This window comes from Polaromonas sp. P4_H1 (assembly GCF_056400945.1).
The window spans coordinates 34,850-48,144 of the sequence record NZ_JBFUKG010000009.1; the positions used below are offsets into that span (position 1 = coordinate 34,850).

At 62.4% G+C, this 13,295-nt stretch carries 13 protein-coding genes; 4 read left to right on the plus strand and 9 right to left on the minus strand.

Translation table 11 applies throughout. The features are described from left to right. Positions 1-78 precede the first annotated feature (78 nt). Genes rsgA through AC1DS5_RS12950 form a run of 3 tightly spaced genes read right to left on the minus strand, consistent with a single transcriptional unit; the run spans position 79 to position 2,656 of the window. Positions 79-1,053: a ribosome small subunit-dependent GTPase A gene (gene rsgA, locus AC1DS5_RS12940; protein ID WP_477718667.1), complete on the minus strand. Its 975-nt coding sequence runs from the start codon at positions 1,051-1,053 to the stop codon at positions 79-81. Next, the gene (locus AC1DS5_RS12945) at positions 1,050-1,370 is read right to left on the minus strand and encodes a 4a-hydroxytetrahydrobiopterin dehydratase (protein WP_477718668.1); all 321 of its coding nucleotides are present in this window, start codon (positions 1,368-1,370) and stop codon (positions 1,050-1,052) included. Before AC1DS5_RS12945 ends, rsgA begins: the two co-directional genes overlap by 4 nt. Next, entirely contained in the window at positions 1,367-2,656 is a 1,290-nt protein-coding gene (locus tag AC1DS5_RS12950) for a M48 family metallopeptidase (RefSeq protein WP_477718669.1), read from the minus strand. The genes AC1DS5_RS12945 and AC1DS5_RS12950 overlap by 4 nt, the downstream gene beginning before the upstream one ends. A 35-nt stretch (positions 2,657-2,691) precedes the next feature. Between AC1DS5_RS12950 and orn the strand changes: the two genes are divergently transcribed. The 3 genes from orn to AC1DS5_RS12965 all read left to right on the plus strand — a co-directional run bounded on the left by orn (position 2,692) and on the right by AC1DS5_RS12965 (position 6,722). After that, a complete protein-coding gene (gene orn / locus AC1DS5_RS12955; RefSeq protein WP_477718670.1) occupies positions 2,692-3,255 on the plus strand; it encodes an oligoribonuclease in 564 nt (187 codons plus the stop codon). A gap of 378 nt (positions 3,256-3,633) precedes the next feature. Continuing rightward, on the plus strand, positions 3,634-5,502 hold the full coding sequence (locus tag AC1DS5_RS12960; protein WP_477718671.1) for a DEAD/DEAH box helicase: 1,869 nt from the start codon (positions 3,634-3,636) through the stop codon (positions 5,500-5,502). A gap of 311 nt (positions 5,503-5,813) precedes the next feature. Beyond that, entirely contained in the window at positions 5,814-6,722 is a 909-nt protein-coding gene (locus tag AC1DS5_RS12965; protein ID WP_477718672.1) for a proline dehydrogenase family protein, read from the plus strand. Between the two features lie 3 nt (positions 6,723-6,725). Here AC1DS5_RS12965 and AC1DS5_RS12970 read toward each other — a convergent pair whose 3' ends face one another. The 4 genes from AC1DS5_RS12970 to AC1DS5_RS12985 all read right to left on the minus strand — a co-directional run bounded on the left by AC1DS5_RS12970 (position 6,726) and on the right by AC1DS5_RS12985 (position 10,753). Continuing rightward, a complete protein-coding gene (locus tag AC1DS5_RS12970) occupies positions 6,726-7,622 on the minus strand; it encodes an NAD(P)-dependent oxidoreductase (RefSeq protein ID WP_477718673.1) in 897 nt (298 codons plus the stop codon). Between the two features lie 59 nt (positions 7,623-7,681). After that, entirely contained in the window at positions 7,682-9,040 is a 1,359-nt protein-coding gene (locus tag AC1DS5_RS12975; protein WP_477718674.1) for an NAD(P)H-dependent oxidoreductase, read from the minus strand. Between the two features lie 103 nt (positions 9,041-9,143). Next, entirely contained in the window at positions 9,144-10,025 is an 882-nt protein-coding gene (locus tag AC1DS5_RS12980; protein WP_477718675.1) for a phytanoyl-CoA dioxygenase family protein, read from the minus strand. Then, the gene (locus AC1DS5_RS12985; RefSeq protein ID WP_477718676.1) at positions 10,022-10,753 is read right to left on the minus strand and encodes a GntR family transcriptional regulator; all 732 of its coding nucleotides are present in this window, start codon (positions 10,751-10,753) and stop codon (positions 10,022-10,024) included. The genes AC1DS5_RS12980 and AC1DS5_RS12985 overlap by 4 nt, the downstream gene beginning before the upstream one ends. Before the next feature lie 139 nt (positions 10,754-10,892). On the opposite strand from AC1DS5_RS12985, the gene AC1DS5_RS12990 reads away from it, so the two are divergent. Then, entirely contained in the window at positions 10,893-11,750 is an 858-nt protein-coding gene (locus tag AC1DS5_RS12990) for an alpha/beta hydrolase (RefSeq protein ID WP_477718677.1), read from the plus strand. Between the two features lie 29 nt (positions 11,751-11,779). On the opposite strand, the gene AC1DS5_RS12995 is transcribed toward AC1DS5_RS12990, so the two are convergent. Together AC1DS5_RS12995 and AC1DS5_RS13000 are read right to left on the minus strand one after the other, a co-directional pair. Continuing rightward, on the minus strand, positions 11,780-12,169 hold the full coding sequence (locus AC1DS5_RS12995) for a tautomerase family protein (RefSeq protein ID WP_477718678.1): 390 nt from the start codon (positions 12,167-12,169) through the stop codon (positions 11,780-11,782). A gap of 63 nt (positions 12,170-12,232) precedes the next feature. Beyond that, positions 12,233-13,210 carry a GMP reductase gene (locus tag AC1DS5_RS13000; protein WP_477718679.1) on the minus strand — a complete coding sequence of 326 codons (978 nt, stop codon included), beginning with the start codon at positions 13,208-13,210 and terminating at the stop codon, positions 12,233-12,235. Positions 13,211-13,295: the final 85 nt, after the last annotated feature.

Sequence of the window (13,295 nt, forward strand, 5' to 3'; positions counted from 1 at the left end):
GAGGGTCCGAACGACCCCTGCAGCGCGATCCGATCTCGGGTCGATCGCCAAGTTCTGTCGGTGCCCTGAGGGCGCTGTTCAATAACGGGTCTGCGACAGCTCCGCAAACAATTCGCTATACAAACGATAGCGATTTGCGCTGATGCTGCTGGGGCCATCTGCCAAATTCACTTCTGAAATCACGCCGCAGCCGGGCTCATGAAGATGCGTGCAGTTGTAGAACTTGCAGTTCTGTGCGTGCGCCTTGAGGTCGGGCATATAGCCGGCCAGCTGCATCGGGTCGATGTGGTGCAGGCCGAACTCCTGAAAGCCTGGTGAGTCGATGAGTGCGGTGGTCTTGGCGCTGTCAACCCAGTACAGCGTGGTGCTGGTGGTGGTGTGCTTGCCGGAGTTCAGGGCTTGTGAAATCTCGGCCGTCAGCACCCGGGCCTGGGGCACCAGAAGATTGGTGAGGCTGCTTTTCCCGGCCCCGGAGGGCCCGAGCACCAGCGTCTTTTTGCCTTGCAGCAATTCGATGAGCCTGGCGGCCTGCGTTCCGTCGATGTCGGTGTCGGCCTCGGGCTGGGCGGCCTTGGGCTTGATGGCCAGCGGCAGCATCTGGTAGCCCATGGCTCGGTAAGGCGCGAGTTTGGTCCATGCGCGCTGGAACGGCTCGGTCAGGTCGCTTTTGTTCAAGGCAATGATGGGGGTGATGCGCTCGGCTTCAGCCGCGATCAGGGCCCGGGTCAGCTGGCTTTCCGAGAATTCGGGCTCAGCCGCGATCAGGATGAGCACCTGGTCCAGGTTGGCGGCAAACGACTTGGTGCGCATCTCGTCCTGCCGGTAAAACAGGTTGCTGCGCTCCTCGATTTTCTCGATGGTGCCTTCATCCTGCGAGGGCAGCCAGCGTATGCGGTCACCGACCACGGCCTGGCTTTTCTTGCCGCGCGGGTGGCAAATCACACGGTCGCCCGACTCGGTTTCCACCAGCACATGGCGGCCAAACCCGGCCACCACCAGACCCGGCCGGGTGCCCGAGACCGGCGCCGCCCCGGCGCGAGCCGGTTTGCTCAAGCGAGCAGGGCGTCAACCTTGGACGCGCAGAAGAAGTCGCTGGCGGAAATGCCGTTTACGTCGTGCGTGTTGAAGCGGACCGTGCATTTGCTGTAACTCACCGTCAGGTCGGGGTGGTGGTCTTCGGCATTGGCAATGAAGGCCAGTGCATTCACAAAAGCGATGGTCTCGTAGTAATTCTTGAAGCTAAAGGTCTTCTCCAGCGCGCCATCGATCAGTCGCCAGCCCAGTGGCTGCTCGCCATTGAGCTTGCTCAGTTGCGTGACGATTTCGGTGGCGCTCAGGGCACGGCGGTTTTGATGAACAGGATGGCTCATGATGCAACGCTTTGGGTTGAAGGGTTCATGCGTCCCAGCCGCTCGGAGGCGGGCGGGTGCGAGTAATAAAACTTCACAAACACCGGGTCGGGTGTCAGTGTGCTGGCATTGTCCTGGTAGAGCTTGAGCAGGGCGCTTTGCAGATCCTTGCCATCCGTCTGTGCGATCGCATAGGCGTCGGCCTCGAACTCATGCTTGCGCGAGAACTGGGCAAACAGCGGCGAGATAAAAAAACTGAACAGCGGAACCACCAGCATGAACAACAGCAGGGCCAGCGCGTCGTTGGCTCCGGTCATGCTCGGCCGCACGCCGAGCCCGGTATAAAACCAGGCCTGGGATGACAGCCACCCCAGCAGCGCAAAACCGACCAGGCTCAATGCAAACATCGAAACGATGCGTTTGATGATGTGTTTGTGCTTGAAGTGACCGAGTTCGTGGGCCAGCACCGCGTCCACCTCGCCGGGGGTCAGTTGCTTGAGCAGGGTGTCGTAAAAAACCACGCGCTTGGCCGCGCCAAAGCCGGTGAAGTAGGCGTTGGCGTGGGCCGAGCGTTTGCTGCCATCCATCACGAAAAGCCCCTTGGCTGCAAAGCCGCAGCGCTGCATCAGTGCTGTCACCCGCGCCTTCAGCACTTCATCTTCGAGTGGTTTGAATTTGTTGAAAAGTGGTGCGATCACGGTGGGGTAGAGCACTAAAACCAGCAGGTTGAAACCCATCCACGCCCCCCAGGCCCAGAGCCACCACCATTTGCCGGCGCTGCCCATCAGCCAGAGGATCAGCGCCACAATCGGCAGGCCGACGACGGCGCCGACCAGCGTGGATTTCACCAGGTCGGTCAACCAGAGCCGGAAGGTCATTTTGTTGAAGCCGAAGCGCTCTTCAATCCTGAAGGTGCTGTACAGGGTAAAAGGCAAGTCGAGCAGGCCGCTGATGACGCCGAATGCCGCCAGCAGTGCAAGCTGGGTCACCAGGCTGCCATAGGCTGCCAGGCCGGAGTGGAGCAGCGCCTGATTGAGCGCATCGATGCCGCCCAGCAGCGTCCAGCCCAGCAGCAAGGCGGCCGCGAACGCCGTCTCCAGCATGCCGAAGCGCGCTTTGGCGACGGTGTAGTCGGCTGCCTTCTGGTGCGCCTCCAGCGAAATGGTGGCCGCAAATGCCGCAGGGACGCTGCTCCTGTGCCGCATCACATGGTGTATTTGCCGGGACGCCAGATAAAACCTGACCAGCAACCCGATCACCAGCAAGGCGGCAAACACCAAGGTAAAGACAAGTGAATAGTCGGTCATGATTCGCAGTTTAGGCTATCGGCGAGAATCGGGAGATGTCTGAAATTGAATCCACACTCAAAAAATCCGACCAGAACCTTGTCTGGCTTGACTGCGAAATGACCGGCCTGGACCCGGAAAAAGAACGGCTGATCGAGATTGCCGTGGTCGTGACTGGTCCGCAGCTCACGCCGCGCATCGAAGGCCCGGTGCTGGCCATTCACCAGTCCGATGAGCTGCTGGACCAGATGGACAATTGGAACAAGGGCACGCACGGCCGCAGTGGGTTGATTGACAAGGTCAAGGCCAGCACGGTCACCGAGGAGGCTGCCGAGGCCCAGTTGCTGGCGTTTTTGGCCCAGTACGTACCCAAGGGCGGATCTCCCCTGTGCGGCAACAGCATCAGCCAGGACCGCCGCTTTCTGGTCAAGTACATGCCGAAGCTGGAAGCGTTTTTGCACTACCGCAACGTGGATGTCAGCACGTTCAAGGAGTTGGCCAAGCGCTGGCGGCCCGAGGTCTATAGCAGTTTCAAGAAACGCCAAAGCCATACCGCGCTGGCCGATGTGCATGAATCGATTGACGAGCTGGAACACTACCGGCAGCATTTTTTGAAGTGATGCTCTCAAGCGAGTTCTGGCCATTTCCCCGCATTGATGGCGTTTGTAGCTCCTGAAATAATAGCAAACAGCCTGGCGAGCGCCTCCCGCGGAAAGCCGTAATGGCCTTGGCTGAACCGGGGGACTGGTAGAAACCCGTAAACCGAGCTATAATCAAAGGCTTGCAGTTGCACAGGGTGCGCTGCATTTGTACATCTACCTCACACTTTTGGACTCTACCGACAGAGTCACCGCTTCGGGCTGATTCGCCTGAACCGCATATTCGTTTGATGGTTGGTGTTTTATTAACCATGAACGAATCCTCTCGCATCGCGGGGGGTGAAGTTTCCTGTCCTTCGCTAACAAAGCGTTGCGCACGGGTGATGATTGAGAATAAACATGACTGACTCTTTTGAGGCTCGCGGCGACTTTTTGCCTGAAGCAAACACCGATACCGACATCCTGGGCGTTCCGGATTTTTCCGATGCGCCTGCCACCGCCGCCACCTCGCTGGACGCCATTGCGCCCCAGCCCAATGGTTTCGTGAAGCTGGGCCTGGCCCAGGAACTGCTGCAGGCCGTGGCCGACATGGGTTTTACCCAGCCTACCGCCGTGCAACTCGCCACCATCCCCAAGGCCATGCAGGGCCTGGACGCAGACGGCACAGACCCGAAAGCCAAATTCACCGACCTGCTGGTTTCCAGCCAGACCGGCAGCGGCAAGACCGCCGCTTTCCTGCTGCCCGTGCTGCACACCCTGTTGATGCAGCAGGAAGAAGCCGAGCGTCAGGAACGCGCTGAATTTGAACGCCTGAGCGCGGAAGCCATCGCCAAAGGCGAAGCTCCTCCGAAAAAGCCCAAGCGCAAAGACCCGACCAATGCCCGCAATTTCAAGGCCGCCACCCCTGGCGCGCTGATTCTGTGCCCGACGCGCGAATTGGCCCAGCAGGTTTGCGCCGACGCGATTGACCTGGTGCGCCATTGCCGCGGCCTGCGCATTGCCAATGTGGTGGGCGGTATTCCTTACCAGCTGCAGATTGCCAAGCTGCAAAACGCCAATCTCGTGGTGGCCACGCCGGGCCGCCTGCTGGACCTGCAGCGCAGCATGCAGATCAAGCTCGACCAGGTGCAATTCCTGGTGGTTGACGAGGCCGACCGCATGCTGGACCTCGGCTTTGCCGACGACCTGACCGAAGTCAACCAGCTCACCATTGAGCGCAAGCAGACCATGATGTTCAGCGCCACGTTTGCGCCGCGCATCATGCAGCTGGCCACGCGCGTGATGCGCCAGCCGCAGCGCGTGGAAATTGATTCCCCGCACGAAAAACACCTGTCCATCACGCAGTCCCTGCTGTGGGCCGACAACATGACCCACAAGCGCAAGCTGCTGGACCATTGGCTGCGCGACACCACAATCAACCAGGCCATCGTGTTTGCGAGCACGCAGGTCGAGTGTGACGGCCTGGCCAATGACCTGGTGCAGGACGGCTTCAGCGCCGTGGCGCTGCATGGCGCCCTGGGCCAGGGTTTGCGCAACCGTCGCCTGATGGCTTTCCGTGACGGCCGCGTGCAGGTTCTGGTCGCTACCGATGTGGCCGCCCGCGGCCTGGACGTGCCCACCATCACCCACGTGATCAACTACGGCCTGCCGATGAAAGCCGAAGACTATGTGCACCGCATCGGCCGCACCGGCCGTGCCGGCCGCTCGGGCCAGGCCATCACGATTGCCGAGTTCCGCGACCGCCGCAAGATTCAGGATATCGAGCACTACACGCAGCAAAACCTCAAGCCCAGCGTCATTGCCGGTCTGGAGCCGCAGCAGCGTTTCGCGCCGACGTCCGAGCGTCCGCGCGGCAATTTCGGTGGTGATCGCGGCGGCCGCAGCTTCGGCGGCGGCGGTGGTGGCTACGCAGGCCGCAAGCCGTCAGGCGGCTTTGGCGGTGGTTCGGGTGGTGGGTTTGGCGGCAACCGCGATGACCGCGGCGGCTCCTTCCCGGCGCGTCCCGCGCCGCAGGGCAACGGGTATGCCGATCGCACCAGTTTCAATGATCGCGGCCCACGCCGCCAGGACGACCGCAGCTTTGGCAACAACAACGCTGGCTTCGCCCCACGTGACGATCGCAACTTCGGCGCCCGCAATGAAGGCTTCGCGCCGCGCCCTGACTTTGCAAACCGCAAACCCGCGTTCGCCAAGCCTGCGGGCAAGGTGTTTGTGCCGCGCGATGCTGCCAAGAAGGCTGGCAAGTTCTCCAAGCCTGCACGCGACTGATCGCGGACCGGCCTCGATAAAAGCCCCGGCGACGCCAAGTCGCCGGGGCTTTTTTTGTATATGATCCGCAGGCCGCGCGCCTTTCGGCGCGCATCCGGAAAACAGATGACCGCAGCCGCCTGGCCACCCCTCTCGAAGCACTGAACGCAAGCCACGGTCGCACGCCCTGAGCGCGCGGCCGCTGCCTTGCCTGAACGCCTGCCGGATCGTCCCGGCCGGGCGTTCCCTTTCGACCACGCACTCATCGCGAAGCGGCCCGGCGCCGCCCGATGTCTTGCGCCGTCCGCTTCATTCTTTTTTCGGAAAAAATCATGTCCCTGTTCAATACCCTGATGGCGTCGGCCATCTCCCTGGTTCCGCGCGCGTTGATCCGCAAGGTCTCGCGCCGTTATATTGCCGGCGAAACCGCGGCCGAAGCGCTGGCGCGCGTTCGCGCGCTCGATGCCCGAGGCTTCTCGGCCACGCTAGACGTGCTCGGTGAGACGGTCTCGTCGCTGTCGCAGGCCGACCGCACGACCGATCAGTACCTGCAGATGCTCGACGCAATCGGTCACCACGGCCTGCGCGCGAATATCTCGGTCAAGCCGACCGCGCTGGGCCTGTTGCTCGATGAGGCGCATTGCGAAAGCAACTTCCGGCGCCTGATTGCGGCGGCCGAGCGGCACGGGATTTTTGTGCGCATCGACATGGAAGACGCAAGCATTACCCAGAAGGAAATCAATCTGCTCGCGCGATTGAAATGCGATCATGACCGCGTCGGCATCGTGCTGCAGGCCTACCTCAAGCGTACTTACGGCGACATCGGGCCGCTGCTCGGCGAGCGTGAAAATCTGCGCCTCTGCAAGGGGATCTACGTCGAAGGCCGCGAGCACTTGGTCGACCAGGCATGGCGAGACCGGCGCGCCATCAACGCGCATTTCCTGAACCATGCGGCGCGTTGCTTCGACAGCGCGACCTTTGTCGGCCTCGCGACGCACGACGAAGAGTTGATCGACCAGTTGATCGAACTGTCGCGCCGCAAAGGTGTGGACAAGGACCGGTTCGAGTTCCAGATGCTGCTCGGTGTCTGCGAAAACCTGCAGGGCAGGCTGCTCGGCATGGGTTACGCAGTGCGCATCTACGTGCCTTACAGCAAGGACTGGTACGGCTACAGCATGCGCCGGATCAAAGAAAATCCGCAGATCGCGGGTTACCTGATGAAGGCCGCGCTGACCCGTTGAAGCTCAGCTCATGCCGTTGCGGCTGGCCAGTTCCACAAAGAGTCCCGACTGGTCGAGGTCTGTCAGGCCGTGTTCCACACCCTCGGCGTAGAGCTGCTCGAAGAGCCCGGTGATGGGCGCATCAAAGCCGATTTCCTGAGCGGTTGCCAGCGCATTGCGCATGTCCTTGAGCTGTATCGACAAGCGGGCGCGTGGCGCGAAGTCCCGCTCCACCATGCGCTGGCCGTGCAACTGCAACACGCGGCTGTCGGCAAAACCGCCGGTGATGGCTTCCTTGACCTTGGCCATGTCGGCGCCGCCCTTGGTGGCGAACAGCAAGGCTTCGGCCACCGCGCCAATCGTGATGCCGACAATCATCTGGTTGGCCAGTTTGGTGAGTTGCCCGCTGCCGTGCGGGCCGACATGCGTGGCGCGGCCAAACACCTGGAGCAGGGGCAGGGCGCGCTCGAAGTCGGCCGGCTTGCCGCCCGCCATGATGACCAGCGTGCCCTGTTCAGCGCCGACGGTGCCTCCGGACACCGGCGCATCCAGGTGCGCGATGCCCAGGGCGCCCAGCCGCGCGGCGTGGTCGCGTGCTTCACGGGGCGTGATGGACGCCATGTCAAGGAAGAGCGACCCTGGTTTCATCGCTGCTGCAACGCCTTGCGCGAACAGTACGTCTTGCACCACGGCGCCGTTTTCCAGCATGCTGACCACGATGTCGGCCCCGCGCGCTGCCGCACTGGCCTGGGCGTGAACTGTCGCGCCCAGGGCGGCCAGCGACGCGGCCTTGTCGGGGGTGCGGTTCCACGCCTGCAGCGCATGGCCGGCTTCACACAGACGCCTGGCCATGGGCAGCCCCATGCTGCCGGTGCCCAAAAAGGCGATTTTTTTTGCGTGCGGGTCGCTTTCAACGGTCATTCAGGTTCCTGGTTAATGGCGGATGTACCCATCATCCGGCACGCAGCGCAAGAAGGCTGTCAGGCGGCTTTCTTCATGGCCGGCGAGAACATGGTTTCCATCTCATGGCGCACCTTGTAGGCGGGTGTTGAGGTGTCCATGGCCACGTCGGCCCAGCTCAGGCTCTGGCCTTTCTTGACCGCCCGCACCACCTTGACCTGGTGCGCCAGGCCCAGGGGCAGGCCACCCATCTGCAGGGAGGTGTCGGCCGGCAGCAGCTTGCCCCAGACCGTGTAGCCGCCTTCGCCGTCCAGCATGTCGCCGGGTTTGAGGTCGCGCTTGGCGGTGGCCACCACGTCGGCGTTCCAGCAGGTCGCCACGCCGGTCGGTTCGCCGCGCAGCGCCACGCTGGCCACCGACACGCCGACCTCCAGCCCGATCAGGTGCCAGCGCTTGTACAGCGTGAAATAGCGGCCGCTCGGATCGGTATGTGCGTTGTACTCTTCAAAGCAGTTCTTGATGTAGTCGGTTTCGGCCTCGACCGTGACCCAGACCCCCATGCGGATGTCGTAGGGAATCTTGCGGCCATTGGCTTCCAGCGAGGAGATGACTTCGACCATGCCCTTGCGCTCCAGCACGCCGCCCTCTTGAATAGGTCGCGTCACAAAGGGAATGTCTTCGATGCTGGCGGGCGGGTAGAGCAGGCCGTTGCTGGGCACGGTGAGGCCGGTAGCGTTGGCCACGGCGGTGCATTCGATGGAGGGTTTGGAGCCATCGAGGAAGCTGTTGAACATTTTCGGGTTCAGTCCGCCACGCAGGGCCTGCTCGGGCGTGAGGCCGTAGTTGCCCCACACCGTATCGGGCGTGGATTCGCAAAAATGCGGCAGCCATTTGTGGCCACGGCCTGCCGCCACCACCGGAAACCCGCAGGTGCGGGCCCAGTCCACCAGGTCGCAGATCAAGGCCGGCTGGTCACCGAAGGCCAGCGAGTAAACCACCCCGGCCTCAGCCGCCTTGCGCGCCAGCAGCGGGCCGCAAAAGGCATCGGCCTCCACCGTGACGTTGACCACATGCTTGCCATGCGCAAAAGCCTGCAGGCAGTGCTCGACGGCCGCCACCGGGTTGCCGGTGCATTCCACAATGATGTCGATTTGCGGATGCATGACGACCGCCTGCCAGTCGTCCGTGATCCAGGTCGCGCCTGTTTTGATCGCCGTTTGCGCCGATTCCGCCTGGCTCATTTCGGGTTTCCAGCCGACGCGGGCGAGGTTGGTGCGGGCCGCGTTGGGCGACAGGTCGGCAATGGCGACGAGGTGTATGCCGGGGGTTCTGGGAATCTGCGCCAGGTACATGGAGCCGAATTTTCCGGCGCCTATCAGGCCGATGCGCACGGGTTGGTTGTCGGCGGCGCGTTGCTGGAGTTTGGTGTAGAGGTTCATGGTGTTTTGTTCGTGAAAACCGCTCTTGCCGAGCCTGTCGACGTGCCGCTTGCGCAGCGCGCTTCGACAGGCTCAGCCCGAACGGAAAGGGGGTGGAAAGTTCTCAGGCCGCCTTGCGTTCAGGGGCGATTTCGTCCGTCGACGTTTGCAGCGCGGTGGCCGGCACGCCATCTCTCCAGGGCAGGTCCACCGGGTAGTCAGCCAGCAGGCAGTCATCCGGCAGGCAGGTGATGGGGGTGAAGTCGCGGTGCGCAATGTACTCGGGGCGCTTGTGGCGGCGAATGTGGTTGCTGACGGCGCACAGGCTCAGGTAGACGCTGACGCGGTTGAAGGGCGACAGGTTGCTCCCCGAGGCGTGGACCAGGCAGGAGTGGAACAGGATCATCGAGCCGGCCGGGCCTTTGGGGCTGACAATGCCACCCTGTTTGCCGCCGGCACGCTGCACCAGCTGGCGAATCAGGTCGTTGTCCACCGTCCACAGCGGGTAGCTGGTGGTGGTGAGGTCATGTCTGGCGTCCACCACGCCCTTTTTGTGGCTGCCGGGAATGAACATCAGCGGGCCGTTGTGCTCGGTGACATCGTCCAGGAAGATCGCCACATTCATCGCACGTTCGGTCGGCATCATGTCGTCGTTCAGCCAGGTGCCGTAGTCCTGGTGCCACTGCCAGACATCGCCTTCAAAGGCCATCTTGCCGTTGATCTTGAACTGGTGCATGTAGAGTTTTTCACCCAGCAGGTCTTCCACCGGCTCGATCATGCGCGGATGCCGGCCCAGTTTGGCAAACGGCTCGCTGTACATGTGGGCGGCGAAGTTGGTGCGCACCGCGTCCTTGCCTTTTTCGCGCACGTTGTAGTCCTCGCGCCGGCTGTAAAGGTCGGGCACGGCGTTGTTGAGCGCCTGCGTTTCTTCCGGCGTAAAAAGGCCGGGGAAAAACAGGTAGCCGTCGCGGTCGAATTGGGCGAGTTGTTCGGGCGTCAGTTTCATCGTGTGTCTCCATGGCTTTGGCGGGGCAGAACGGGCTGGGCTGTGATGTTCGCGGAAGGGGCAGGCTGCTTGAGTGCGCTGGACAGCAGGCTCGCCAGGTTGTGGCTGGCGTCCTCGTCATGCTGGCGGATCAGGGTTTCGGCCGTGTCTTCATCTCCGCTGGCTATCGCCCTGGCAATCGCCTCGTGCTCATCCCAGATCGATTCGCGCATGGTCGACACCTGCAGCACCGCGCCCATGGCGCGGCGGATGTGGTGCCAATGCAGCTGCGCGCTCTGGGCGATCAGCGGGTTGCCGGATGCGGCATAAATCGCAGCATGAAACTGCGCGTCCGCCGCCATCATGGCCTTGACCTTGTTGCTCCGTGCGGCAGCGCGCCCCTGGCTGATCAGACGCGGATCCAGCGGGCTGCGGGCACGTGCAGCGAGCCGGGCGGCCAGCGCGTCCAGAGCGCCGCGTACCTGGTAAATCTGCACCAGCCAGGCCACGTCGAGCGGCGCCACCAGCACTCCGCGGCCGGGCGCGTCCAGCACAAAGCCATCTTTTTTCAGCAGCCGCAAGGCCTGCAGGACCGGCTGGCGCGACACCGCCAGCCGCTCCGCAATATCTTCCTGCATGATGCGCGAACCCGGCGCCAGGGAGCCGTCGCTGATGGCGTCCAGCAGGCTGCGATAGACCTGGTCCACCAAGTCGGGGGTTGATTCGATTTTGATGAGATGGGAAGTCATTTTTTGTACTCTGTATACAGAATACGCCGAATGGCAAAAAAGCTACTCCGGGTTTTCCCGTGGGGTCAGGGGCGTGCGCGACTGTGCCAAGATGGCGGCAGTTTGAGCAGTTTTGACGACTTGATTTTCAGGAGCATCCATGAACCAACCTGACCCTGCGTGGCTAGACAGCATGTACAACAACCGGGCGCGCGTGGCGGAGCACGAGGCGCATTTCACGCACTGGGCCGAGGCTTCGGCGCAGGCCAGGAGCACGCTGCCTTGCACGCTGGACGTCCCCTACGGCCAGGGCAGCGGTGAAAAGCTGGACGTGTTTCCGGCTGCGAAGCCCGGGGCGCCGGTGGTGGTGTTCATTCACGGCGGTTACTGGCGGTCGCTGGACAAGGCCGACCACTCCTTTGTCGCTCCTGCCTTCGTGGAGGCGGGCGCCTGTGTGGTGATTCCCAATTACGACCTGTGCCCGGCCGTGACCATTCCCGACATCGCGTTGCAGATGGTCAGGGCGCTGGCCTGGACTTACCGCAACGTGGCGCGGTTTGGTGGCGACCCGAAGCGCATCACCGTGATGGGGCATTCGGCCGGTGGCCATCTGGCCGCCATGCTGCTGGCCTGCCGGTGGCCGGTCCATGCCGGGGACCTGCCGGCCGAGCTGGTCAAAAACGCGCTGTCGATTTCGGGCCTCTATGAGCTTGAATCCATCATGCATACGCCGTTCCTGCAGGAGGCGCTGCGCTTGACCCCGGCGCAAGTCCTGCAGGCCAGCCCGGCGTGGATGCCGCCGCCTGCGCGGGGCGTGCTCTACACCGTGGCCGGGGCCGACGAGAGCGAAGAATTCCTGCGGCACAACGCGCTGATCGAGCAGGCATGGGGCCCCCGGGTGGTGCCTGTGCGCGAAGCCTTGCTGGGGCTGAATCACTTCAGCATCGTCGAGGCCCTGGTGCAGCCTGGTCACCGGCTGAACCAGCTGGCCCTGGATCTGTTGCGGGCTACGGCCTAGGTGTGATGTTTCAATAGGGTGAACAGGCCCTAAATATTGACGTCGTACTCCAGTGCGACGTCAGACGCCGGGATGCCGCCGCGAATCGCCCAGTTCTCGCGTGGCGCTTCCCGCACCACCACCTTGATGTGGTCGGCGGGGACGCCGCACAGGCCCAGGTTTTGCACGATGGCCTGGTACAGCGCGCGTTTGGTCTCGACGGAGCGCCCGATGAAGCAGTCGATGCTGACCAGGGTGTATTGGTCGCCCTTGTCTGGAGGCCCGACAAAGCGGTGCGGCTCGTGGACGAAAAGGCGAATCATCGTGGTCCAGTGCGGGACTTTAAGCACCGCAATCATCGCGGCCTGCACGGCATCGATGAGGGCCGTTTCTTCTTCGCGTGAATATTTTCGACGTATTTCAATGGCTGCAGTGGGCACGGATCCTCGCTTTCATGGTTTGGCGATGACTGTACTCCTGCAGCAGCCTGGACCGGCAAAGCCTCACATCAGCAGGTGTTCGCCTGCGTTGTCGCCGCCCAGGATCACGTAGTTGACCTTGCGGATGTCCATCAGTTTCTTGCCCCCGGCATAGCTGATGGAGCTCTGGATGTCTTCTTCCATCTCGCGCAGGGTGTCCGCCAGCGTGCCCTTGATGGGTTCCAGGATGCGTTTGCCTTCGACGTGCTTGTACTCGCCCTTGTTGAAGTCCGAGGCGCTGCCGTAATACTCCTTGAAGAGCTTGCCATCGACCTCCACGGTTTTGCCGGGGCTTTCTTCCAGGCCGGCGAGCAGGGAGCCTATCATCACCATGGTCGCGCCAAAACGGATGGACTTGGCAATGTCGCCATGCTCGCGTATGCCGCCGTCGGCAATGATGGGCTTGGTTGCCACGCGGGCGCACCACTTGAGCGCCGAGAGCTGCCAGCCGCCGGTGCCAAAGCCGGTTTTCATTTTGGTGATGCAAACCTTGCCGGGGCCAACGCCCACCTTGGTCGCATCGGCGCCCCAGTTTTCCAGGTCAATCACCGCTTCGGGCGTGGCCACGTTGCCGGCAATCACGAACGATGCGGGCAGCTTTTGCTTGAGGTAGCCGATCATTTTCTGCACGCTGTCGGCATGGCCGTGGGCAATGTCTATCGTGATGTATTCGGGGGCGAGACCCTCGGCCACAAACTGGTCCACCGTGTCGTAGTCGGGCTTTTTAACCCCCAGCGAGATTGACGCGTAAACGCCTTTGGCCGTCATGTCTTTGACAAACTGCAGGTTGTCCAGGTCAAAGCGGTGCATGACGTAGAAGTAGCCGTTCTTGGCCATCCAGGTGCAGATGTTTTCATCGACCACCGTTTTCATGTTGGCCGGCACCACCGGGATGCGGAAGGTGCGCCCGCCCAGCGTCACACCGGCATCGCACTCCGAGCGGCTTTCTACCCGGCATTTGCGGGGCAGCAGCAGCACATTGTCGTAATCGAAAATTTCCATGTTTCCCAAGCTCCTGAAGACTGTTGATAACCAGGGATGCTCTGCCTAACTCGCGCCGCGCGCGGCGGGGCTTTTGCGGGATGAG

Excerpts from the sequence above, each read along its gene's own strand:
- AC1DS5_RS12945 (WP_477718668.1), bottom strand. The coding sequence starts at position 1,370 with ATGAGCCATCCTGTTCATCAAAACCGCCGTGCCCTGAGCGCCACCGAA.
- AC1DS5_RS12950 (WP_477718669.1), bottom strand. The coding sequence starts at position 2,656 with ATGACCGACTATTCACTTGTCTTTACCTTGGTGTTTGCCGCCTTGCTG.
- orn (WP_477718670.1), top strand. The coding sequence starts at position 2,692 with ATGTCTGAAATTGAATCCACACTCAAAAAATCCGACCAGAACCTTGTC.
- AC1DS5_RS12960 (WP_477718671.1), top strand. The coding sequence starts at position 3,634 with ATGACTGACTCTTTTGAGGCTCGCGGCGACTTTTTGCCTGAAGCAAAC.
- AC1DS5_RS12965 (WP_477718672.1), top strand. The coding sequence starts at position 5,814 with ATGTCCCTGTTCAATACCCTGATGGCGTCGGCCATCTCCCTGGTTCCG.
- AC1DS5_RS12970 (WP_477718673.1), bottom strand. The coding sequence starts at position 7,622 with ATGACCGTTGAAAGCGACCCGCACGCAAAAAAAATCGCCTTTTTGGGC.
- AC1DS5_RS12975 (WP_477718674.1), bottom strand. The coding sequence starts at position 9,040 with ATGAACCTCTACACCAAACTCCAGCAACGCGCCGCCGACAACCAACCC.
- AC1DS5_RS12980 (WP_477718675.1), bottom strand. The coding sequence starts at position 10,025 with ATGAAACTGACGCCCGAACAACTCGCCCAATTCGACCGCGACGGCTAC.
- AC1DS5_RS12985 (WP_477718676.1), bottom strand. The coding sequence starts at position 10,753 with ATGACTTCCCATCTCATCAAAATCGAATCAACCCCCGACTTGGTGGAC.
- AC1DS5_RS12990 (WP_477718677.1), top strand. The coding sequence starts at position 10,893 with ATGAACCAACCTGACCCTGCGTGGCTAGACAGCATGTACAACAACCGG.
- AC1DS5_RS13000 (WP_477718679.1), bottom strand. The coding sequence starts at position 13,210 with ATGGAAATTTTCGATTACGACAATGTGCTGCTGCTGCCCCGCAAATGC.